Below are 21,353 nucleotides of genomic sequence, written 5' to 3'. Positions count from 1 at the left end.
GACTGGAACCGAACCTACCGGGCACTCACCCCGGAAATCAATGCACCCGCGGGTTCACGCGAGCTGGTCGCGCGTCCGTTCCGCGCTCTCGCGCAGGGCGGTGACGTCGGGGCCCGCGGACAGCACGGCGCGGCTCGACGTCGGCAGCACGAACGGCAGCGCGTCACCGAAGGCGCTGCGCAACTCGGTGCGGCCCGCACCCTGCTCGCCCACGCCGGGGGCGAGGATCGGGCCGTTGAGCGCGGGCAGGTCGAGGCCGAGGCGCACGGCGGCGTCCTGCACCGTGGCGCCGACCACGAGCCCCACGTGACCGGGAGCGGTGCCCGCGTTCTCGGCCGCGGCGGCCAGCGCGATGGACCGCGCGACCGACTCCCGCCCGCCGACGTGCTGCACCGTCCGGCCCTCGGGGTTCGAGGTCAGGGCGAGGACGAACACGCCCCGCCCGGTGGCCGCGGCGAGGTCGAGTGCCGGCCGCAGGGACTCGAAGCCGAGGTAGGGATTGAGCGTCACGGCGTCGGCCGCGAGCGGACGCCCCTCCCCCAGCCAGGCGTCGGCGTAGGCCTGCATCGTCGAGCCGATGTCGCCCCGCTTGGCGTCGGCGATGGTCAGGAGGTCCGCCTGCGCGGCGCGGGCCAGCACGATCTCGAGGACCGCGAGACCCCGCGCGCCGTGCCTCTCGTACAGGGCCACCTGAGGCTTCACGGCCGCCGCCACGGTCCCGACGGCGTCGAGCACCGTCAGGGAGAAGTGCTCCAGTCCCTCGGGCGTGTCCCCGAGCCCCCACGCGCCGAGCAGGGACGGATGCGGGTCGATCCCGACGCACAGACTGCCCTTCGCCGCGCGCGCGGCGGCCAGACGCTCCCCGAACGGAGCGCGTGCCATGGGGGCGGGAGCCTCAGGAGGCATCGCGGGCCTCGGTGGACGCGCGGAGGTTGGCGGCGTGCTCCTGCAGGCTCGTCACCGACCACTCGTAGGACCGCATGGCCTCGATGGCCTGCACGGCCGCCCCGACCTCGGGGATGGTGGTGATCACCGGCAGGCCGTAGGAGGTCGCCGCGGCCCGGATCTCGTAGCCGTCGCCGCGCGCCTGACCGCCCGACGGCGTGTTGATGATCATGTCGATCCCGCCCTCGGTGATGAGGTCCACGACGGTCCCCTGCCCTTCACCGGCCCCCTCGGCGACCTTGCGGACGGTCGTGGCCTGGATGCCGTTCCGGCGGAGCACGTCCGCGGTGCCGCCCGTCGAGACGATCTCGAAACCGAGGTCCACGAGGCGCTTGACCGGCATGATGATGGAGCGCTTGTCGCGGTTCGCGACCGAGACGAACACCTTGCCCTCGGTGGGCAGGGCCGCGTTGGCCGCCGCCTGGCTCTTGGCGAAGGCGGTGTCGAAGTACTTGTCGATCCCCATGACCTCGCCGGTGGAGCGCATCTCGGGGCCGAGCAGCGAGTCCACGACGGTGCCCTCGGGCGTGCGGAAGCGGCTGAAGGGCAGCACGGCCTCCTTGACCGAGACCGGCGCGTCCCACGGGAGGGAGCCGCCGTCGCCCCGTGCCGGGAGCAGACCGCGCGTGCGCAGCTCCGCGACCGTGACACCGGTGCCGATCAGGGCGGCTCCCTTGGCCAGTTGGACTCCGGTGGCCTTGGACACGAACGGGACGGTGCGGGATGCGCGGGGGTTCGCCTCGAGCACGTAGAGGACGTCCGAGGCGAGGGCGAACTGGATGTTGATCAGTCCGCGCACACCGACGCCCTCGGCGATCGCGAGGGTGGCCTCGCGCACGCGCTGCAGGACGTCCGCGCCGAGAGTGATCGGCGGGAGCACACACGCCGAGTCGCCGGAGTGGATACCGGCCTCCTCGATGTGCTCCATGATGCCGCCGAGGTACATCTCCGTGCCGTCGTAGAGGGCATCGACGTCGATCTCGATCGCGTCCTCGAGGAAGCGGTCGATCAGCACCGGGTGGGCCTCGGTGATCTCGGTGGCGTTGGTGATGTAGCGGGAGAGGTTGGCCTCGTCGTAGACGATCTCCATGCCGCGGCCGCCGAGCACGTAGGACGGGCGCACCAGGACGGGGTACCCGATGTCGTCGGCGATCTTCTTCGCGTCCTCGAAGGACACCGCGGTGCCGTTCTTCGGGGCGATCAGCCCGCCGGCCTCCAGCACGCGACTGAAGGCGCCGCGGTGCTCGGCGAGGTCGATCGCCTCCGGGGACGTGCCGAGGATGGGGATGCCGGCGTCGGCGAGTTCCTGGGCGAGCTTCAGCGGCGTCTGCCCGCCGAGCTGCACGAAGACGCCGAGCACGCCGCCCGTGCGCTGTTCGGCCGCGATGACCTCGAGCACGTCCTCGAGGGTCAGCGGCTCGAAGTAGAGGCGCGTGGAGATGTCGTAGTCCGTGGACACCGTCTCGGGGTTGCAGTTGATCATGACGGTCTCGTAGCCGGCCTCGCGGAGCGCCATGGTGGCGTGGACGCACGAGTAGTCGAACTCGATACCCTGCCCGATCCTGTTGGGCCCGGACCCGAGGATGATGACGGACGGCTTCTCGTGCTGCTCCACCTCGTCCTCCTCGTCGTAGGACGAGTAGTGGTAGGGCGTGTATGCGGCGAACTCGGCCGCGCAAGTGTCCACGGTCTTGAACACCGGGCGGATCCCGAGGGCGTGCCGCACCCCCCGGACGACGGCGTCCGGCGTGTGCGTGAGCTCGCCGATCTGCTCGTCCGAGAACCCGTGCCGCTTGGCGTGGCGGAGCACGTCCTCGGTCAGGTTCGGCGCCGAACGGACCTCCTCGGCCACCTCGTTGAGGAGGACGAGCTGGTCGAGGAACCAGGGGTCGATCTTCGTGGCCTCGAACAATCGCTCGACGCTCGCGCCGCCGAGCAGGGCGCGCTGCACCTGCGAGAGGCGCTCGGTGGTGGGGCGCCTGGCGGCCTCGACGAGCGCGTCGACCTCCTCCGGTGCCACGGGGGCGAAGGAGAGCTGCGACCCCTTCTGCTCCAGCGACCGGAGCGCCTTCTGCAGGGCCTCGGTGAAGTTGCGGCCCATGGCCATGGCCTCGCCCACGGACTTCATGGTGGTGGTCAGCGTGGGATCCGCCGCGGGGAACTTCTCGAACGCGAAGCGCGGGACCTTGACCACCACGTAGTCGAGCGTGGGCTCGAAGGACGCCGGGGTCTTCAGGGTGATGTCGTTCGGGATCTCGTCGAGGGTGTAGCCGAGCGAGAGCTTGGTGGCGATCTTCGCGATCGCGAAACCGGTAGCCTTCGACGCCAGCGCGGAGGACCTGGAGACGCGCGGGTTCATCTCGATGACGACCACGCGTCCGGTGTCCGGCTCCACCGCGAACTGGATGTTGCAGCCGCCGGTGTCCACGCCGACCTCGCGGATGACCGCGATCGAGATGTCCCGGAGCCGCTGGTACTCGCGGTCGGTGAGCGTCAGCGCGGGCGCCACCGTGATCGAGTCACCGGTGTGCACGCCCACGGGGTCCACGTTCTCGATGGAGCAGACCACCACGACGTTGTCGTTCTTGTCCCGCATCATCTCGAGCTCGTACTCCTTCCACCCGAGGATGCTCTCCTCGAGGAGGACCTCGCTCGTGGGGCTGTACTGCAGGCCCTGGCCGACGATCCTACGGAGGTCCTGCTCGGTGTACGCGAGGCCCGACCCCAGGCCGCCCATGGTGAAGGACGGGCGGACGACCATCGGGTAGCCGAGGTCCACGGCGGCCACGAGGGCCTCGTCGATGGTGTGGATGATCGCCGACCGCGCGGACTCGGCGCCGCAGCGCGCCACGACGCCCTTGAACTTCTCGCGGTCCTCGCCGAGCTCGATGGCGGCGATGTTCGCGCCGATCAGCTCCACGCCGTACTTCTCCAGCACGCCGTTCTTGTCCAGCGCGATCGCCGTGTTCAACGCGGTCTGTCCGCCGAGCGTCGGCAGGAGGGCGTCGGGCCGTTCCTTCGCGATGATCTTCGCGACGACGTCCGGCGTGATGGGCTCCACGTAGGTCGCGTCCGCGAACTCGGGGTCGGTCATGATCGTGGCCGGGTTCGAGTTCACGAGGATGACGCGCAGGCCCTCCTCGCGGAGGACTCGCAGGGCCTGTGTGCCGGAGTAGTCGAACTCCGCGGCCTGGCCGATGACGATCGGCCCCGAGCCGATGACCATGACGCTCGTGAGGTCGGTTCTGCGGGGCATCAGTTCTCTTCCTGGGTCGGGCTGGTGTGGCTGGTGTGGCCGGGGAGCTCGTGGCGGGCCTGGGTCCCCGTGACCTTCGATCCGTGGGTCCCGAGCTCGGCGGCGGCCGCACGCGCGAGCGCCTCGGTCTCCGAGGCGGCGTCGAGGGCGGAGGCGCGGACGGCGTTGCCCGAGCCGGGCTCGGCCCTCTCCGCCAGCATGAGGTCGATGAACCGGTCGAAGAGGTAGGCGGAGTCGTGGGGGCCGGCCGCCGCCTCGGGGTGGTACTGCACCGAGAACGCGGGCAGGTCGAGGCACGCGAGGCCCTCGACGACGTCGTCGTTCAGGCTGACGTGGCTCACCTCGACGCGGCCGTAGCTGCCGGCGGGCGCCTCGACGGGACCGTCGAGGGGCGCGTCGACGGCGAAGCCGTGGTTGTGCGAGGTGATCTCCACCTTGCCGGTGCGGCGATCCAGGACCGGCTGGTTGATGCCCCGGTGGCCGTAGCGGAGCTTGTAGGTGCCGAAGCCGAGCGCACGCCCGAGGATCTGGTTGCCGAAGCAGATGCCGAAGAAGGGCATCCGGGCATCGAGCACCCGGCGGAGGAGCTCCACCTGGGCGTCGGCCGTCGCGGGGTCCCCCGGTCCGTTGGACATGAAGACGCCGTCGGGCCGGACGGCTGCGACGTCCTCGAAGCTCGCCCCCGCCGGGAGCACCACGGTGCGCACGCCGCGCTCGGCGAAGTGCTTCGGGGTCATGGCCTTGATGCCGAGGTCGAGGGCCGCGACGGTCGCCACGGGTGTGCTGGTGAAGCCGTGATCGGCGGGCTCGACGACGTAGGCCTCGCCGATGCTGACCTCCTCGGCGAGGCGGGCCCCGGCCATGGACGGCTGGGCGAGCACCCGCTCCACGAGCTGTGCCTCCGCGAGCGAGGCGTCCGCTCCGGAGAAGATCCCGGCACGCATGGCTCCACGCTCCCGCAGGTGGCGGGTGATGGCGCGGGTGTCCACGCCCTCGATCCCGACGACGCCCTGCTCGCGCAGCTGGTCGTCGAGGCTCTGCTCGGAGCGCCAGTTCGACGGACGTCGGGCGGCGTCGCGGATGATGTAGCCGGCCACCCAGATGCGGCGGGACTCGGCGTCGTCCGCGTTGACGCCCGTGTTGCCGATGTGCGGCGCGGTCTGCACCACGAGCTGCCGGGCGTAGGAGGGGTCGGTGATGGTCTCCTGGTAGCCGGTCATGCCGGTGGCGAAGACCGCCTCGCCGAGCGCTGTGCCCTCGGCTCCGTAGGCGCGGCCGCGGAAGGTCCTGCCATCCTCGAGGACGAGCACGGCCGGGGCCGTCGTCCGGACCGGTGCCGTGGTTGGAACGTGGCTCACTGCTGTTCCCTGCTTTCGGGGGTGGGTGGCGTGTGCGGGAGAGGGGATCGGGTGCCGGGCCGGTGGTCGTCCTCGGAGGGGACGAGCGCCACGACCGCGGCGAGGAGCTGGTTCTTGTGCGCGGCGTGTCGCGTGCGGAAGCCCGTGTCGACGCGCGTGGCGTCGTCGAGGCGCCAGGTGATGACCACCAGGCCCTCCTTCTCGACGAACTTCCCCGCCATGCCCCCGGCGAGCTGGGTCGAGACGAGGCTCTCCCGGGGCATCCACACGGCCCGGGCACCCGTCCTGTCCATCAGGACCCCGGCGCGGTGCACGCGTGCGACGGCGTTTCCGCGCAGGCCCAACCCGTGCACCGCGATGCGGTCCAGCCAGTCCCCCGCGGTCGTCGTCGCCACGTACTGGCCCTCGGCCTCGTAGAGCACCGGCCCGGCGTCGACCGGCGGCTCGGGTGGCGCCGGGACGTCGGACTGGCGCCGCAGGCGGTTGCGCCAGCCGAGCGCCATCAGCGCGACGAGGACGACGATGATGGCCGCTGTCAGGGCGACCCAGCCTAGATACTCCATGCCGAGGCCTCCCCGTGGGTCCCGTGGCCGGCCGGGCGCGGCGTGGCGAGGCGGCCGTCGAGCACGGTCGCGTGCCCGCCGAGGAACGTGGCCCGGACGCTCCCAGGGAGCTCCAACCCGCGGAAGGGGCTGTTGCGCCCCTTCGTGGCCATGGTCGAGGGGTCGACGGTCCAGCGCGCGGCGGGATCCACGAGGATCAGGTTCGCCGGTTCACCGACGGCGAGCGGACGCCCCTGGTGGGCGAGGCGGCCGATGCGCGCGGGCGTGACCGAGGTGACCCGGGCGAAGCCCTCCCAGTCGAGCAGGCCGGTCTCCACCATGGCGTGCTGCACCACGGACAGGGCGGTCTCCAGCCCGGTCATACCCATGGCCGCCTGCGCCCACTCGCATTCCTTGTGCTCAGTCGGGTGGGGCGCGTGATCGGTCCCGACGACATCGATGGTCCCGTCCGCGAGGGCCGCCCTGAGGGCATGCACGTCCTCGGAGGTCCGCAGCGGCGGGTTGACCTTGTACACGGGGTCGTAGCTGCGGACCAGCTCGTCGGTCAGCAGCAGGTGGTGCGGGGTGACCTCGGCGGTGACGTCGATGCCGCGGGCCTTCGCCCATCGGATGATCTCCACGGAGCCTGCGGTGGAGACGTGGCAGACGTGCAGGCGCGAGCCGACGTGCTGGGCGAGCAGGACGTCGCGGGCGATGATGCTCTCCTCCGCGACGGCCGGCCAGCCGGCCAGGCCGAGGACGGCGGAGACCTCGCCCTCGTTCATCTGGGCGCCCTCCGTGAGGCGGGGTTCCTGGGCGTGCTGAGCGATCACGCCGTCGAACGCCTTCACGTACTCGAGAGCGCGGCGCATGAGGACGGGATCGTGCACGCAGATGCCGTCGTCGGAGAATACGCGGACTTCCGCGCGGGATTCGGCCATGGCACCGAGTTCGGCGAGGCGCTCACCGCCGAGACCGACGGTCACCGCGCCGACCGGCCGGACCTCGACCCAGCCCGAGGCGAGACCGAGGCGGTAGACCTGCTCCACGACGCCCGCCGTGTCCGCGACGGGCGAGCTGTTGGCCATGGCGTGGATGGCCGTGAAGCCGCCCAGGGCAGCGGCACGCGAACCGGTCTCGACCGTCTCGGCGTCCTCCCGCCCGGGCTCGCGGAGGTGCGTGTGGAGATCCACCATGCCGGGCAGCGCCACGAGGCCGTCGGCGTCGAGGGTACGGGCGCCCGCGGGGGCCTGCTGCCGCGCCTCGGGGCCGACCGCCGTGATCAGCCCGTCCTCGAGCAGGAGGTCGCGGCGGTCACCGCCGAGGAGCGACGCCCCCGTGATGAGGTACGCGCTGGAGCCCTGTGCCGGGTGGGTCATGGGGTCCGTGGTGCCGGTCTGCGTCGTCATCGGCTGGTGCCTTCCGGGCTGGAGGTGGGCGTGCGGTCGTCGCGGCGGCCCTGTGCGGCGCCGGCGCGGTGACCGCCGTCGCCGGCGTCGTGCGCTGCGTTCTCGGTGTCGTCGGCGTCGTCCGGTCCGCCGGCCAGCAGGAGGTACAGGGCGGCCATCCGCACGGAGACACCGTTCCGGACCTGCGCGAGGACGGTGGACCGCGGGGAATCGGCTGCCGCGGAGGAGATCTCGAGGCCGCGGTTCATCGGGCCGGGATGCATGATCACGGTGTCGTCCAGCCCGAGGGTGTCGAGCAGGGCCAGGCGACCGTCGTCGAAGCCCCAGCGCCGGGAGTACTCCCGCGTGGACGGGAAGAACGCCGCGTTCATGCGTTCCGCCTGCAGCCGCAGCATCATCACGGCGTCCGGTCGCTCGGCGAGGGCGTCGTCGAGGTCGTAGAACACGGTGCACGGCCACGAGCCGACGCCGACGGGCAGGAGGGTGGGCGGCCCGGCGAGCAGGACCTCCGCGCCAAGGGTGGTCAGGAGCCAGACGTTGGACCGCGCCACCCTCGAATGGAGGACGTCCCCGACGATCAGCACCTTCATGCCCGCAAGCGTGGTTCCCGAGGACGCGTGCCCCGCGAGCTTCGCCCAGTGGCGGCGGAGCGTGAAGGCGTCGAGCAGGGCCTGCGTGGGATGCTCGTGGGTGCCGTCGCCGGCATTGACCACGGCGGCGTCGATCCAGCCCGACGCCGCGAGCCGGGCGGCCGCGCCGGAGGCCGGATGCCGGATGATGACGGCGTCCGCGCTCATGGCCTCGAGGGTCTGCGCGGTGTCCTTGAGCGATTCGCCCTTGGAGACCGAGGAACCTCTCGCCGCGAAGGTGATGACGTCCGCTGAGAGACGCTTGGCGGCCGCCTCGAAGGAGATCCGGGTGCGCGTGGAGTCCTCGAAGAACAGGTTGACCACGGTGCGGCCGCGCAGCGCCGGGAGTTTCTTGATCTCCCGCTCCCCCACGGCCGCCATCTCCTCCGCCGTGTCCAGCAGCCGGAGGGCGTCCCGCCGGGAGAGGTCCTGCGTACTGAGGAGGTGCTTCACGCCCGGTCCTCGATGACGACCTCGTTGACCGCCGAACCGCCGATCAAGTCGATCTCCGCGAGGTGGACGCGGACGCGTTCCCGTGACGACGTCGGCAGGTTCTTGCCCACGTGGTCCGCGCGGATGGGGAGCTCGCGGTGCCCGCGGTCCACCAGGACGGCCAGACGGACGGCACGTGGCCGGCCGAGGTCCACGAGGGCGTCGAGAGCCGCGCGAATGGTGCGGCCGGAGTACAGGACGTCGTCGACGAGGATCACCACCTTGTCGTCGATCCCCGACGGCGGCAGCTGCGTGGCGAGGGGCGAGCGTGTGGGATTCCGCCGCAGGTCGTCGCGGTACATGGTGACGTCGAGCTGCCCGGTGATCAGGTCGGGATCGACGCTCGGATCCACGGAGGCGATCTTCTGGGCGAGTCGCTGTGCCAGCGGGAAGCCCCTACGGGGAATGCCGAGGAGCACGAGGTCCCGCGGGCCCTTGTTCGCCTCGAGGATCTCGTGGGCGATGCGGGTGAGTGCGCGGTCTATGTCTGCTTCTGCGAGAACAACGCGCTTGGAAATACTGGGTTCCTGAGCGGGAACGGCCATAACACGCCTCCTCCTTCCCCGCCTCACAGGACGGCATTTAAAGGCTGGTTGCGGGCTCAAAACTACCACAGCGCCGCTTGCGCCTAGGGTGGCAGCATGTCGATGAACAACCGTGGACCGGGCCCCGACGATCCTGGCGGGCACGTACCGCAGGGATCCGCGTACGGGGATCCGCAGTACCCCCACCAGCACCCTCACCAGTACCCCCAGCAGCACGGCGGGCAGCACCCCCGGACCGAGGACCAGCAGGGCTGGTGGGGCCACACGACGGCCCGCCATCACAGCCCCGCGCCCGGCCGCTCCGCCGACCAGGCGTTCCATCCCGTCTGGAACCAGCCGCCGCCGAAGCGGCGCGGTGTGCTCAACGTCATCCTCGTGATCGTCGCCGCACTCGTCGTCGCGGGGGTCCTCCTGCTGCTCTCCCTCTCGCTGGGCCCGTCCGCCTTCCTGCTCTGCGGCATCCTCGCGCTCGTCCCGCTCGCCATCTGCCTCCTCGGTCTGCGGTGGATCGACCGCTGGGACCCGGAGCCACGCGGCGCGCTGCTGTTCGCCTTCCTCTGGGGAGCCGGGGCGTCGGTCGTCGTCACGCTGCTCCTCGGCACCTACGTGGTCGAACTGCTGGCCGTCGCGCTCGACTCCACCTCACCCGACGTGATCGGGCCGGTGCTGCAGGCCCCGCTGGTCGAGGAGTTCGGCAAGGGACTCGGCGTCCTGATCCTCGTGTACACCCGTCGCAGCCACTTCGACGGCCCGGTGGACGGCATCGTCTACGCCGGGACGGTCGCCGCGGGCTTCGCCTTCACCGAGAACATCCTCTACTTCGGCTCGGCCGTCATGGAATCGGGGAACGCCGGTGCGCTCGTGGGGGTGTTCATCCTCCGCGGGCTGTTCTCCCCGTTCGCGCACGTCATGTTCACGTCGCTGCTCGGATTCGTGCTCGGCCTCGCCCTCAGCCGCGGCGGGGGGACGCCGCGCATCCTCGGGGCTTTCCTCCTCGGACTCGTGCCCGCCATAGCCGGGCACATGCTGTGGAACGGCGGCACGCTCGTCCTGTTCAGCAACTTCTTCCTGTTCTACCTGGTGGTGCAGGTGCCGCTCTTCGTCGCGGCCGTGGTCGCCGTCGTGCTCCTCCGCCGGTCGGAACGCCGGCTCACGGAGGCACGTCTCGGCGACTACGCGCGCGCGGGATGGTTCACGCACGAGGAGGTGCGGATGCTCGCCACGCGGGCCGGGCGGTCCCAGGCGCTCGCCTGGGCACGCACCATTGGAGCTCGGCAGGACATGCGGGAGTTCATCCGCACGGCGGTCCGCATCGCCTACACGCGGCAACGGGTCCTCGGGGGTCGGAGGGACGCCGACTACGCGGCCGAGGAACGGTCACTGCTCGACGACGCCAGCCGGCGTCGCGCGCGCATCGTCCAGCTGGCACAGGCGCGCCGCTGATCGCTGACGACGGCCCTGCGTCACGACGGGTCGGACTAACGGTGGAGCCGTCGGCGACGAAGGACTGTCCTGAGGACGGGTCAGCCCGACACGGTCCGGTCTGAGGACGATTCAGCCCGACGACGGGCGACCAGCGTGACGGCCAGGCCGTGCACGACCGGTCACGCGGGGGTGGAGCGGCTCAGGCGAGCAGGGTGGGCTTGAGCTGCTGCAGCCGGCCGAGGAGCCCGTTCACGAACTTCGGTGACTCGTCGGTCGAGAGCATCTTGGCGAGCTCCACAGCTTCGCTGACCGCGACGCCGTCCGGGACGTCGTCGTTGTAGAGCAACTCCCAGCTGCCGATGCGGAGGATCATCAGGTCCACGGCGGGCATGCGGTCGAGGGTCCAGCCCTGCGAGTAGGTGCTCAGGAACTCGTCGATCTCCTCCTGGCGTTCGAGCACACCCTCGACGATGTCGACGGTGTAGTCGGCGATGACCATGTCCGTCTTCTCGCGGCGTGCACGGATGACCTCGAGGGCGGGCATGTCACGCTGCGTCGCCTCGAACAGGACGTCGAGAGCCCGGCGTCGGGCCTTGCTGCGTGCACTCACTCGTTGACGCGTCCCAGGTACTCGCCGGTGCGGGTGTCGACCTTGACCTTGGTGCCGTTGCCGAGGAACAGGGGTACCTGGATCTCGTGGCCGGTCTCCACGGTGGCGGGCTTGGTGCCACCGGTGGAGCGGTCGCCCTGCAGGCCGGGCTCCGTGTAGGTGATCTCGAGCGTGACGGAGGCGGGCAGCTCGACGTACAGGGGTGAGCCCTCGTGCATCGCGATGGTGGCCATCTGGCTCTCGAGCATGAAGTTCGCGGCGTTGCCGACCGTCTTGCCGGGCACCGTGATCTGGTCGTAGTCCGTGGTGTCCATGAAGACGAAGTCCTCGCCGTCCTTGTACAGGTACTGGTAGTCGCGGCGGTCGACCGTGGCGGTCTCGATCTTCAGGCCGGCGTTGAAGGTCTTGTCGACCACCTTGCCGGACAGGATGTTCCGGAGCTTGGTGCGGACAAACGCGCCACCCTTGCCGGGCTTGACGTGCTGGAACTCGAGCACGTTCCAGAGGTTGCCCTCGAGCTTCAGCACTGTGCCGTTCTTGATGTCGTTCGTGGTCGCCACTTAGATCACTTTCGTCGGTGGTACGGGTGGAGGGGCCGGCCGGAGCACAGCGGGCGCGCGGAGGAGCGCCAAAAGTCCATGGATCATTCTACCCGCTACGCACGGTGCGTCCCCGCGCCGCATCGAACCGCCCGAGCGCACCCTGCGTCACGCCGCCGCTCGGGGGGCTGTGCCGGCCACGAGTGGGGCCAAGCAGCACTCCGGCACGCCCGTGCGAGTGGATCAGCTCGCGATCTCCTGGTAGGCCGCGAAGAGGAGGGAGGTGTCCGGGACCTCGAGCATGCCCGGCCGGGCGACGCCGTCGAGCACCACGAAGCGGAGCAGGTCGCCGCGCGACTTCTTGTCGCGGCGCATGCCGTCCAGCAGTGCCGCCCAGCGATCGCGACGGTAGGTGACCGGCAGGCCGAGGGACTCGAGGACGGTCCGGTGACGGTCGGCCGTCGCGTCGTCGAGCCGTCCCACCATGCGTGAGAGCTCCGCGGCGAAGACGAGGCCCACGGAGACCGCCGCTCCGTGCCGCCACGAGTAGCGCTCGGCCAACTCGATCGCGTGGCCGAGCGTGTGCCCGTAGTTGAGGTATTCGCGGCGGCCGGTGTCGTGGAGGTCCTCCGAGACGACTTCCGCCTTGACGCGGATGGCGCGTTCGATCAGGTCCCGCAGCACTGGCGAGGCGGCATCGGTGGCGGCCCCGGTGTCCTGCTCGATCAGATCGAGGATCACCGGATCGGCGATGAAGCCGCACTTCACCACCTCGGCGAGCCCCGTGACGAGCTCGTTCTTGGGAAGGGTGGCCAGGGCGTCGAGATCCACGAGGACCGCCGCGGGCGGGTGGAACGCCCCCACGAGGTTCTTACCCTCGGCCGTGTTGATGCCCGTCTTGCCGCCCACCGCCGCGTCCACCATGCCGAGCAGGCTCGTGGGGAGGTGCACCACGCGGACCCCGCGCAGCCAGGTAGCGGCGACGAATCCGCCGAGATCGGTCACCGCGCCACCGCCCACCGTCACCACGGCGTCCGAGCGCGTGAAGTCGTTCTGCCCGAGGACCTGCCAGCAGAAGGCAGCCACCTGGATGTGCTTGCCCTCCTCGGCGTCGGGGATCTCCGCGGTGACGGCCGTGAAGCCGGCTGCGGCCAGTTCGTCGCGCACGGTGTCGCCCGTGGCCCGCAACGCGCGCGGGTGGATCACCAGGACGCGACGCACGCGCTCACCGAGGAGCGCCGGCAGACGGTCGAGGAGCCCGCGGCCAACGACGACGTCGTACGCGGATCCCGGCGCGCTGCCGGTGACCGGGATGATCGTCGGGGTGTCAGTGGTCATGGGGAGCGGTCACTCTCTCGGTCGGGGGATGGGGCGTACGCGTGGTCGTGCTCGGTCCTGCGGGGCTTCCATGGTGCAGAGCCGGTGCCTGTGCCGGTTCCTGTGGCCTCCGGTGCGCCAGCCCCGCGAGGACGGCGTCGGCGCACGCCCGCACGGATCGACCGCGCGTGTCGACCGTGAACGTCGCCAGGGAGGCATAGACGGGGCGGCGCCGGTCGTAGAGCTCCTGCCAGCGGTCCTCTGGGTTGCCGGCCAGGAGAGGGCGGCCGGTGTCGCCGCTGATGCGGAGCCTCACCGTGGCGAGGTCGGTGTCCAGGAACACGACCGTGACGCGTCGGAGCAGGGCCTGCGTGTCCGTATGGAGCACCGCTCCGCCGCCGAGCGACACGACGACGTCCTCGGCGCTCAGCGCCTCACGCACCACCTCGGCCTCGAGCTGCCGGAAGGCCTGTTCACCGTCGGTCTCGAAGATCCTGCTGATCCGCCCGTGCCGGTCGGCGATGAGCCGGTCGGTGTCCACGCAGGGAACACCGGATCTCTGCGCCAGCATCCTGCCCACCGCTGATTTGCCGACCGCCATCGGACCGATGAGGACCAGCCTGCCGAAACCGTCCATCAGGTCGCCGCTGAGCCGAGCTGTTCCGGGATGCTCTGCAGGTAGCTCGTCAGGTTGCGCGCGGTCTCCGCGAGGGAGTCGCCACCGAACTTCTCGGTGACTGCCTCGGCGAGCACGAGCGCCGTCATGGCCTCGGCCACCACGCCCGCCGCGGGCACCGCGCACACGTCCGAGCGCTGGTGGTGGGCGCGCGCGGCCGCGCCGGTGGTGACGTCGACGGTGCGGAGGGCGCGCGGTACGGTCGCGATCGGCTTCATGGCGGCACGGACACGGAGCACGTCGCCGATGCTCATGCCACCCTCGATCCCGCCCGCGCGGTTGCTCGCCCGGACGATCTTGCCGTCGTCGTTCCTGAGGATCTCGTCGTGGGCCGCGGTGCCGCGGCGGGCCGCGGTGAGGAACCCGTCCCCCACCTCGACGCCCTTGATCGCCTGAATGCCCATCAGGGCAGCGGCGAGGCGGGAGTCGAGCCGTCGGTCCCAGTGGACGTAACTGCCGAGTCCGGGCGGCAGGCCGTACGCGACGACCTCCACCACTCCCCCGAGCGTCTCGCCCTCCTTGTGGGCGGCGTCGACCTCGGCCACCATCGCCTCGGACGTGTCGCGGTGGAAACAGCGCAGTGGATCGGTATCGAGGGCGATCACGTCGTCGGGAGTCGGGAGGCGTGCGTCCTCGGGCACGGACACCGAGGCGATGGACACGGTATGGCTGACGAGCCTGATACCGAGACCCTCGAGGAACTTCGCCGCCACCGTGCCCAGTGCCACGCGGGTCGCGGTCTCGCGGGCGCTGGCCCGTTCGAGCACGGGCCGGGCCTCGTCGAAGCCGTACTTCTGCATGCCGGTGAAGTCGGCGTGGCCGGGACGCGGGCGCGTGAGCGGGGCATTGCGGGCCGAGGACGCCAGCTCCGCCGCGTCCTCCTCGTCGAGGGGATCGGAGGCCATGATCTTCTCCCACTTCGGCCACTCGGTGTTCGCGACCTCGATCGCCACCGGGCCACCCTGCGTGAGCCCGTGCCGTACGCCGCCGATGATGCGGACCTGGTCCAGTTCGAACTTCATGCGGGCGCCGCGCCCGTACCCGAGCCGACGCCGCGCGAGCGCCTCCTGGATGTCGGTGCTCGTCACACCCACTCCCGCAGGTACTCCCTCGATGATCCCGACCACGGCGGGGCCGTGCGATTCTCCTGCGGTCAGCCAGCGCAACATGGTTTCCATACTGCCATGCAGGACCCACCGCTTCAGCGCCGCGTGACTCCTAGCGCCTCCCGCATCGCCGCGAGCACGAGCGCAGGATCCTGCCGGCATTCGGGCAGGAACAGACGCACCTGCTCCACGGCCTGGTGCAGCAGCATCTCGATCCCGGCGACCACAGTGCCACCCGCCGCGTCCCATGCGGCGGCGAGGTCACTCGGCCAGGGATCGTAGGCGACGTCGAGCAGGACGCCCTCGGTGTGGAACGCCGCGTCGCCACGGAGATCGGCGGCGATGCCGTCGGCCGCGCGGGGCGGCAGCGTCGAGACGACGACGTCGGCCTGGTGCAGCAGGGCGCCGGCGTGCTCCCAGGGCGCGACCTCCACGGTCAGGCCGAGGGCAGCTGCGATTCTGACGAGATCGGCGGCGGCTTCAGGACGACGCACCGCAACGCGCACCGTGCCCGCGCCGAGGTCTGCGAGTCCGGCGACGGCGGCCGCCGCGGTGCCGCCTCCCCCGAGGATGAGCGGAGCCCGCGGTCGCACCACACCGGCATGACCCAGCGCCCTCGAGATCCCTGCGACGTCGGTGTTGTGGGCGGTGAGGGTCCGCCCGGCGGACACCCGCTCACCCTCAGCGATTCCCTGACCGGGCCCCGCGGGCGAGGAGACGACGACGGTGTTGGCGACACCCAGCAGTACCGCGACATCCGCCACCTCGTCGACGAGGGGCACCACGGCTGCCTTGAGCGGCATGGTCACGGACACGCCGCGCCACCCGGCGGTGCTGCGGAGGTCATCGACGAACCCTTCGATCGACTGAGCGTCGACCTCCAGGGCCGTGTACGAGCACTCGACTCCGAGGAGCCGGTAGGCGGCGGCGTGCAGGGCGGGCGATTTCGAGTGCCCGATCGGCGAACCGATCACAGCGGCCCGGTCAGGGCCGACGGCCAGCACCTACTCGCACCGACCCGGGTTGGCCCCGCACCAGGCGTCGTACTCGGCGACGTACCGGAGGTGCTCGGCGTAGGTCTCCGAGAACTTGGTCTCGCCCGTGTCCAGGTTCACCGTCACCCAGAAGTAGAAGGGGACATCGGCCGGGTTCACCGTGGCGTCGATCGCCTCGTCGCTCGGTGATCCGATGGGTCCCTTCGGCAGGCCGGGGTTGGCGAAGGTGTTGTAGGGGTTCGAGGTGTCGGCCTTCTCCTCCTCGGTGAGCTGATAGGTCCGTTCACCGAGCCCGTAGGCCACGGTGGCATCGGACTGCAGGAAGCCGTTCGTCTCCGTGTTGCCGGGGGTCAGCCTGTTCTCGATCGAACCGGCGACGCTCGCGTAGTCGCCCTCCTGCGCCTCGGACTGCACGATGCTCGCGATGGTGAGGATGCGGTACTGCTCGTTCGGGTCGGTCACGCCGTCGAGCGCGAGGCGGTCGGTCGTCGCGGTGACCATCTCCGTGATGATCTCCGGCGCCGTCGCGTCGATCTCGAACCGGTACTCGCCGGGGTGCAGGTAGCCCTCGAGGGACAGCGCCTGCGGTGGGAGCCCGAACTGCGTGGGCGCGGCGGCCAGCGCGTCGAACTCGGCCCGCGGGATGCCGGTCGCGGTGCTGAGGATGTCGAACACCTCGCCCTGACGGAGGTCGCGCGCCACGGCGGCGTAGGACACCAGGGTGGGGTCGTCCCCGAGCAGGGCCTCGGCGGCGTCCGCCGAGGACATCTGCAGCCTCATCTCGTACTCCCCGGGCTGGACCTCGCGGCCGTCCGAGATCGCGGTCAGGGCGGTCACGAAGGTCTCCGAGTCGGCGACGATGTCGGCGTTCTCCAGCCCGTCCCCGATGGCCAGCAGGCCGGCGCCCTCCGGAACGGTGAAGACGGTCTCCTCGCCACCGGCGCCGGCGTAGTCCGTGACGTCGTTGAGGCCGAGGGCATCGCGCAGCATGAGCGCAGCGGCGTACACGGTTCCGGCGAAGACCAGAAGGACCACGAGCATGATCACGGTGCGCCTCAGGCGGCGGCGCTGCCGGGCCTTCGACGGTGACGGACGGCGCCTGCGCCGCGCCGTATCCTGGGTGGCGAAGAACTCCTCGACGGGCTCGGGGTGCTCGTACCCCTCGGCGTCGTCGTGCTGGTCGTGACCGTACGCGGGGTCGTCGGAATCGAGGTAACGAGGCTCGTCGGTGTTGTGGGCTGCGGCGGAACGGCGGGTACGGTTGTTCATGATGCCGGGTCCCTCCTGATCGTCGAACTGTCGTTGATGACTGACTCCTCGGTCGGTGCCGGCGGCGAGGGCCGCTCGCTCCCCGGATGCGGGACAGAGACCGCCTCCCCCACGTCCCGTCCACGTGAACGTTGCATGTCGATGGCGTGCTGGAGTATTTCGACAGCGGCCACCTGATCCACCACCATACGATGCTCTCTGCTTCCCAGACCAGCGGAGTGCAGCGATCGGTGCGCGGACACCGTGCTCAGCCGCTCGTCCACCAGCCGTACTGACAACGACAGTGACTGCCTCGAGAGTTCCGCAGCGAGCAGCGAAGCGTACGTGCGGGCCATCTCGGCGGACGCTCCCTCGCGCCCGCTGAGCTGTTTGGGCAGCCCGACGACGATCTGCACGACGCCGCGCTCGACCGCCTCGCGCACGACGAGCCGGATGTCGCTGTTCTTCTTGGTGTCCCGCTTCAACGTCCGGATCGGCGTGGCGAGCACGCCGTCCCGGTCGCTCCCGGCGAGACCGACCCGCACCTGACCCACGTCGACGCCGAGCTTCGGACCGATCGGGTACGGAGCGGCGTCGTCCGGGGTGGGCGCGCCGGGGTGACCCTCGGTCACGCGGCCGTCATCGTTCGGCCACGGCCGTGCGGATGGCGGCCAGCGCATCGGGGATGCGCGCGGCGTCCGAGCCGCCGCCCTGCGCGACGTCGTCCTTGCCGCCACCTCCACCGCCCAGGATCGTGGCCGCGGTACGGACCAGCGCCCCGGCCTTCACGCCGGCGGCGCGGGCGGCGTCATTGGTCGCGACGAGGACGAGCGGGCGTTCCGCCGCAATGCCGGTCACGGCCACGACGGCGGCCTCGGACCCGAGGCGTCCGCGCAGATCGAGCACGAGGGTGCGTAGTTCGTCCGCCCCGCCGATCTCACCGGCGTCGTGCGCGATGAGGCGCACGCCGTCGACGTCGACGGCGGTGTCGGAGAGCTGCCCTGCAGCAGCAGCGAGCTGCTCCTTCCGCAGCCGGTCGAGTTCCTTCTCCGCGGCCTTCAACTTGCCGAGCGTCGCCGAGATGCGTTCGGGGAGCTGCGCCGACGGGACCTTCAGCATGTCCGAGAGTTCGGACACCAGGGCGCGCTCGGCGGCGAGGTGTCGGAACGCGTCGAGTCCCACGAGGGCCTCGACGCGCCGGTTGCCCGAACCGACCGACTGCTCGCCCAGCAGGGTCAGGCTCCCGATGAGGGAGGTCGATGCGACGTGCGTGCCGCCGCAGAGCTCCCGCGAGAACTCGGCGTTCATCTCGACCACGCGGACGGTGTCGCCGTACGCCTCACCGAAGAGGGCCGTCGCCCCGAGTGCCTTCGCGTCGGCGAGGGACATGATCTTCGTCTCGACCTCGTAGTTGTTACGGATCGCGATGTTGGAGACCTCCTCGATCTCCGAGCGCGCCGCGGCGCTGATGCCCTCGCCCCAGGAGAAGTCGAAGCGGAGGTACCCGGCCTTGTTGAAGGACCCGCGCTGCAGGGCCTCGGGGCCGAGGATCTCGTGGAGGGCGGCGTGGACTATATGCGTGCCCGAGTGGGCCTGCTCCCCCGCGTGGCGGCGCTGGCGGTCGACGGCGGCGGTGACCGTGGCGCCCTGCGCCACCTCACCCTCGCGCACGATGGCCCGATGGACACTGAGGCCCTTGACCGGCCGCTGCACGTCGAGCACCTCGACCACGAAACCGTTGCCGGTGATGAGCCCGACGTCGGCCGCCTGGCCACCGGCCTCGGCGTAGAACGGCGTCTGGTCCAGGACGAGTTCGATCTCGTCGCCCTGGAGTGCGCTGGCGACCGACTGGCCCTTGTCGAGGACGGCGACCACCGTGGCCTCGGACGTGAGCTCGTCGTACCCGGTGAACACGGTCTGCCCACGGCCGAGGAGCTCGGTGAAGACGCTCAGGTCGGCGTGACCCGCCTTCTTGCCCCGTGCGTCGGCCTGGGCCCGCTGCCTCTGTTCGAGCATGAGGGACCGGAACCCGTCGGCGTCGACGGCGAGGCCGGCCTCCTCCGCCATCTCCAGCGTGAGGTCGATGGGGAACCCGTAGGTGTCGTGCAGCGCGAAGGCGTCCTCGCCGGACAGCGGGCGGTCCTGGGCGAGGGACTCCTTGACCGCCTCCTCGAGACGCGCGGTGCCGGACGCGATGGTCCGCAGGAACGCCTTCTCCTCCGCGTACGCGATCCGACTGATGCGATCGAAGTCGGTCTCGATCTCGGGGTACACGCCCTTCATGGCGTCACGCGAGGCGGGCAGCAGCTCGGGCAGGCACGCGCGCTCGACACCGAGGAGTCGCATCGCGCGGACGGCGCGGCGGATGAGGCGGCGCAGCACGTACCCGCGGCCCTCGTTGGAGGGAGTGACGCCGTCGGCGATGAGCATGAGGGAGGAGCGAAGGTGATCGGCGACCACGCGCATCCGGACGTCGTCGGTGTGGTGCGGATCGGCGGACGACTCGGAACTGGTGTAGGTCCTGCCGCTGAGCTCCGCCGCCCGGTCGAGGACCGGCCGCACCTGATCGGTCTCGTACATGTTCTCGACGCCCTGCAGGATCATCGCGAGGCGTTCGAGGCCGAGCCCCGTGTCGATGTTCTTCTTCGGGAGTTCCCCGAGGATCTCGAAGTCGTCCTTCCCGGTCCCCTCGCCCCGCTGGTACTGCATGAAGACCAGGTTCCAGATCTCCACGTACCGGTTGTCGTCCGCCTCGGGACCGCCGTCGACGCCGTACTCGGGGCCGCGGTCGTAGAAGATCTCCGAGCACGGGCCGGCCGGCCCGGGCTGGCCGGTGGACCAGTAGTTGTCCTTCTTGCCCATCTTCTGGATGCGCTCGGCCGGGATCCCGATGCTGTCACGCCAGATGGCGAGTGCTTCCTCGTCCTCGTGGTAGACGGTGATCCACAGCTTCTCCGCGGGCAGGCCGAACCCGCCGGCGTCCACGCTGCTGGTGAGCAGGTCCCACGCCATGCGGATGGCGTCGGCCTTGAAGTAGTCGCCGAAGGAGAAGTTGCCGCACATCTGGAAGAACGTCCCGTGCCGGGCGGTCTTCCCGACCTCCTCGATGTCACCCGTGCGGATGCACTTCTGCACGCTCGTCGCGCGACGGTACGGCGCTTCCTCGCGAGCGGTCAGATACGGGATGAACGGCACCATCCCGGCCACGGTGAACAGCAGCGAGGGGTCGGAGGACACCAGGGAGGCCGAGGGGACGACCGTGTGTCCGTTCTTCTCGAAGTAGCTCAGCCAGCGGCCGGCGATCTCGTGGGACTTCATGGTGCGATCCTTCGATGGATGGTCGACGTCGACGGGCGGGCAGCCGGGACGGCCGACGGAGGAGGGTACGGAGGCGAGGACGGACGTGGGCGCGCATCCGGTGCGTGCGGGAGGGGGAGACTCCCGGCAGGGTCATCGGGGATGGTGCCCGGACGACGTCGGATCAGCGGCGCGAGCTCCGCGAGCCCGTGTCCGTGGCCGCGGTGGCCGCGATGGCCGGCGAAATCGTGTCGGGTGCTGCGGATACCTCGGGAGCCTGGACACCGAGGGCGGCGCGCAGGTCGGTCTCGCGCTCGGCCATCGCGGTCTTCACGGCCTCCGTGAAGTCACCGATGCTGTCGCTGAGCTGACCGACTGCCCGGTTGATGCCTTCCGGTCCGAGAGTCGAGCGCGCCTGCGAGACCTTGCGGACCGCGACAACACCGATGGTGACCCCTGCGGCCAGCCAGAACATCCTTCTGATCATGGTTCTCTCCGATTCCTGGCGCTAGCGGCTGCGGCGTCGACGGGCCGGGGCACCGCGGTTGGCGAAGGCCGAACGGACGCCGTAGGAGAACGCCGACACCTTGATGAGCGGCGCACCGATGGTCGCCGCGACGAGCGATGACAGCGCCGAGAGATTGGCAGAGGCGTCCGACACGTTGGACGTGATGCCGTCCACGGTCTTGAGCTGCTGGTGCGTGGTGGTCACGGTGCTCGTGACCTCCTCGATCAGCGGCGTCGTCTCGTCGGTGACCGTGCGGATGGCCTTGCGGAGCTCGTCGAACACACGTCCGAGCTTCCAGATGGGTACGGCCAACAGCAGGACCAGGACGGCGAAGACGCCGGCAGCTATCAGGCCCGCGATATCTCCACCTGACATGGGCGGACTCCTTTGCGCGAGGGTCGCCCCGGAGGACGGCATGGGGAATTCTTGCTCTTGAAGTACCTTACAGACAGGAAG

The 21,353-nt window shown here is 70.5% G+C and carries 19 protein-coding genes; 1 reads left to right on the top strand and 18 read right to left on the bottom strand.

What is annotated here, in order from left to right; genetic code table 11:
* Positions 1–54: 54 nt before the first annotated feature.
* From pyrF to pyrR, 7 genes are read right to left on the bottom strand one after another with little or no spacing between them, the layout of a single operon-like run.
* Positions 55–906 (bottom strand): orotidine-5'-phosphate decarboxylase, encoded by an 852-nt coding sequence (gene pyrF / locus AC4D12_RS06565; protein ID WP_490949097.1) that lies wholly within the window; start codon positions 904–906, stop codon positions 55–57.
* Positions 896–4,201 (bottom strand): carbamoyl-phosphate synthase large subunit, encoded by a 3,306-nt coding sequence (carB, locus tag AC4D12_RS06560; protein WP_490949096.1) that lies wholly within the window; start codon positions 4,199–4,201, stop codon positions 896–898. The genes pyrF and carB overlap by 11 nt, the downstream gene beginning before the upstream one ends.
* The gene (gene carA, locus AC4D12_RS06555) at positions 4,201–5,559 is read right to left on the bottom strand and encodes a glutamine-hydrolyzing carbamoyl-phosphate synthase small subunit (RefSeq protein ID WP_490949095.1); all 1,359 of its coding nucleotides are present in this window, start codon (positions 5,557–5,559) and stop codon (positions 4,201–4,203) included. Before carA ends, carB begins: the two co-directional genes overlap by 1 nt.
* Positions 5,556–6,122, bottom strand: a complete 567-nt coding sequence (locus tag AC4D12_RS06550) for a PH-like domain-containing protein (protein WP_490949094.1) — start codon at positions 6,120–6,122, stop codon at positions 5,556–5,558. Before AC4D12_RS06550 ends, carA begins: the two co-directional genes overlap by 4 nt.
* The gene (locus AC4D12_RS06545) at positions 6,110–7,510 is read right to left on the bottom strand and encodes a dihydroorotase (protein ID WP_490949093.1); all 1,401 of its coding nucleotides are present in this window, start codon (positions 7,508–7,510) and stop codon (positions 6,110–6,112) included. Before AC4D12_RS06545 ends, AC4D12_RS06550 begins: the two co-directional genes overlap by 13 nt.
* On the bottom strand, positions 7,507–8,592 hold the full coding sequence (locus AC4D12_RS06540; protein WP_490949092.1) for an aspartate carbamoyltransferase catalytic subunit: 1,086 nt from the start codon (positions 8,590–8,592) through the stop codon (positions 7,507–7,509). Before AC4D12_RS06540 ends, AC4D12_RS06545 begins: the two co-directional genes overlap by 4 nt.
* Entirely contained in the window at positions 8,589–9,176 is a 588-nt protein-coding gene (gene pyrR / locus AC4D12_RS06535) for a bifunctional pyr operon transcriptional regulator/uracil phosphoribosyltransferase PyrR (RefSeq protein WP_490949091.1), read from the bottom strand. Before pyrR ends, AC4D12_RS06540 begins: the two co-directional genes overlap by 4 nt.
* A 96-nt stretch (positions 9,177–9,272) precedes the next feature.
* Between pyrR and AC4D12_RS06530 the strand changes: the two genes are divergently transcribed.
* A complete protein-coding gene (locus tag AC4D12_RS06530) occupies positions 9,273–10,619 on the top strand; it encodes a PrsW family glutamic-type intramembrane protease (RefSeq protein ID WP_490949090.1) in 1,347 nt (448 codons plus the stop codon).
* A 181-nt stretch (positions 10,620–10,800) separates the two neighbouring features.
* Here the strand turns inward: AC4D12_RS06530 and nusB are convergent, their stop codons facing one another.
* The 11 genes from nusB to AC4D12_RS06475 form a co-directional block, all read right to left on the bottom strand.
* Positions 10,801–11,211 (bottom strand): transcription antitermination factor NusB, encoded by a 411-nt coding sequence (nusB, locus tag AC4D12_RS06525; RefSeq protein ID WP_490949089.1) that lies wholly within the window; start codon positions 11,209–11,211, stop codon positions 10,801–10,803.
* Complete coding sequence (gene efp / locus AC4D12_RS06520; RefSeq protein WP_055771376.1) at positions 11,208–11,771, bottom strand: elongation factor P; 564 nt, start codon at positions 11,769–11,771, stop codon at positions 11,208–11,210. Before efp ends, nusB begins: the two co-directional genes overlap by 4 nt.
* Before the next feature lie 222 nt (positions 11,772–11,993).
* Positions 11,994–13,088 carry a 3-dehydroquinate synthase gene (aroB, locus tag AC4D12_RS06515; RefSeq protein WP_490949088.1) on the bottom strand — a complete coding sequence of 365 codons (1,095 nt, stop codon included), beginning with the start codon at positions 13,086–13,088 and terminating at the stop codon, positions 11,994–11,996.
* Complete coding sequence (locus tag AC4D12_RS06510; RefSeq protein ID WP_490949087.1) at positions 13,078–13,704, bottom strand: shikimate kinase; 627 nt, start codon at positions 13,702–13,704, stop codon at positions 13,078–13,080. Before AC4D12_RS06510 ends, aroB begins: the two co-directional genes overlap by 11 nt.
* Positions 13,704–14,912 (bottom strand): chorismate synthase, encoded by a 1,209-nt coding sequence (gene aroC, locus AC4D12_RS06505; protein WP_490949502.1) that lies wholly within the window; start codon positions 14,910–14,912, stop codon positions 13,704–13,706. The genes AC4D12_RS06510 and aroC overlap by 1 nt, the downstream gene beginning before the upstream one ends.
* A 32-nt stretch (positions 14,913–14,944) precedes the next feature.
* Positions 14,945–15,853: a shikimate dehydrogenase gene (locus tag AC4D12_RS06500; RefSeq protein ID WP_490949086.1), complete on the bottom strand. Its 909-nt coding sequence runs from the start codon at positions 15,851–15,853 to the stop codon at positions 14,945–14,947.
* Entirely contained in the window at positions 15,854–17,113 is a 1,260-nt protein-coding gene (gene mltG, locus AC4D12_RS06495; RefSeq protein ID WP_490949085.1) for an endolytic transglycosylase MltG, read from the bottom strand.
* Positions 17,110–17,724 (bottom strand): Holliday junction resolvase RuvX, encoded by a 615-nt coding sequence (ruvX, locus tag AC4D12_RS06490; protein ID WP_490949084.1) that lies wholly within the window; start codon positions 17,722–17,724, stop codon positions 17,110–17,112. Before ruvX ends, mltG begins: the two co-directional genes overlap by 4 nt.
* Before the next feature lie 7 nt (positions 17,725–17,731).
* Positions 17,732–20,410 (bottom strand): alanine--tRNA ligase, encoded by a 2,679-nt coding sequence (gene alaS / locus AC4D12_RS06485; protein ID WP_490949083.1) that lies wholly within the window; start codon positions 20,408–20,410, stop codon positions 17,732–17,734.
* Between the two features lie 163 nt (positions 20,411–20,573).
* Positions 20,574–20,876 (bottom strand): DUF6167 family protein, encoded by a 303-nt coding sequence (locus AC4D12_RS06480; protein ID WP_490949082.1) that lies wholly within the window; start codon positions 20,874–20,876, stop codon positions 20,574–20,576.
* Positions 20,877–20,897: 21 nt separating this feature from the next.
* Entirely contained in the window at positions 20,898–21,272 is a 375-nt protein-coding gene (locus tag AC4D12_RS06475; RefSeq protein WP_490949081.1) for a DUF948 domain-containing protein, read from the bottom strand.
* Positions 21,273–21,353 lie beyond the last annotated feature (81 nt).

This window comes from Arthrobacter sp. TJ-266, from assembly GCF_058269115.1.
This window is presented reverse-complemented; position numbering and strand designations above follow the sequence as displayed.

Bases quoted from the DNA above. Each gene is read 5' to 3' on its own strand.
- AC4D12_RS06550 (WP_490949094.1), bottom strand. From the start codon at position 6,122: ATGGAGTATCTAGGCTGGGTCGCCCTGACAGCGGCCATCATCGTCGTC.
- AC4D12_RS06545 (WP_490949093.1), bottom strand. From the start codon at position 7,510: ATGACGACGCAGACCGGCACCACGGACCCCATGACCCACCCGGCACAG.
- pyrR (WP_490949091.1), bottom strand. From the start codon at position 9,176: ATGGCCGTTCCCGCTCAGGAACCCAGTATTTCCAAGCGCGTTGTTCTC.
- AC4D12_RS06475 (WP_490949081.1), bottom strand. From the start codon at position 21,272: ATGTCAGGTGGAGATATCGCGGGCCTGATAGCTGCCGGCGTCTTCGCC.
- pyrF (WP_490949097.1), bottom strand. From the start codon at position 906: ATGCCTCCTGAGGCTCCCGCCCCCATGGCACGCGCTCCGTTCGGGGAG.
- AC4D12_RS06480 (WP_490949082.1), bottom strand. From the start codon at position 20,876: ATGATCAGAAGGATGTTCTGGCTGGCCGCAGGGGTCACCATCGGTGTT.
- mltG (WP_490949085.1), bottom strand. From the start codon at position 17,113: ATGAACAACCGTACCCGCCGTTCCGCCGCAGCCCACAACACCGACGAG.
- aroC (WP_490949502.1), bottom strand. From the start codon at position 14,912: ATGTTGCGCTGGCTGACCGCAGGAGAATCGCACGGCCCCGCCGTGGTC.
- AC4D12_RS06530 (WP_490949090.1), top strand. From the start codon at position 9,273: ATGTCGATGAACAACCGTGGACCGGGCCCCGACGATCCTGGCGGGCAC.
- carB (WP_490949096.1), bottom strand. From the start codon at position 4,201: ATGCCCCGCAGAACCGACCTCACGAGCGTCATGGTCATCGGCTCGGGG.
- alaS (WP_490949083.1), bottom strand. From the start codon at position 20,410: ATGAAGTCCCACGAGATCGCCGGCCGCTGGCTGAGCTACTTCGAGAAG.
- aroB (WP_490949088.1), bottom strand. From the start codon at position 13,088: ATGACCACTGACACCCCGACGATCATCCCGGTCACCGGCAGCGCGCCG.
- AC4D12_RS06510 (WP_490949087.1), bottom strand. From the start codon at position 13,704: ATGGACGGTTTCGGCAGGCTGGTCCTCATCGGTCCGATGGCGGTCGGC.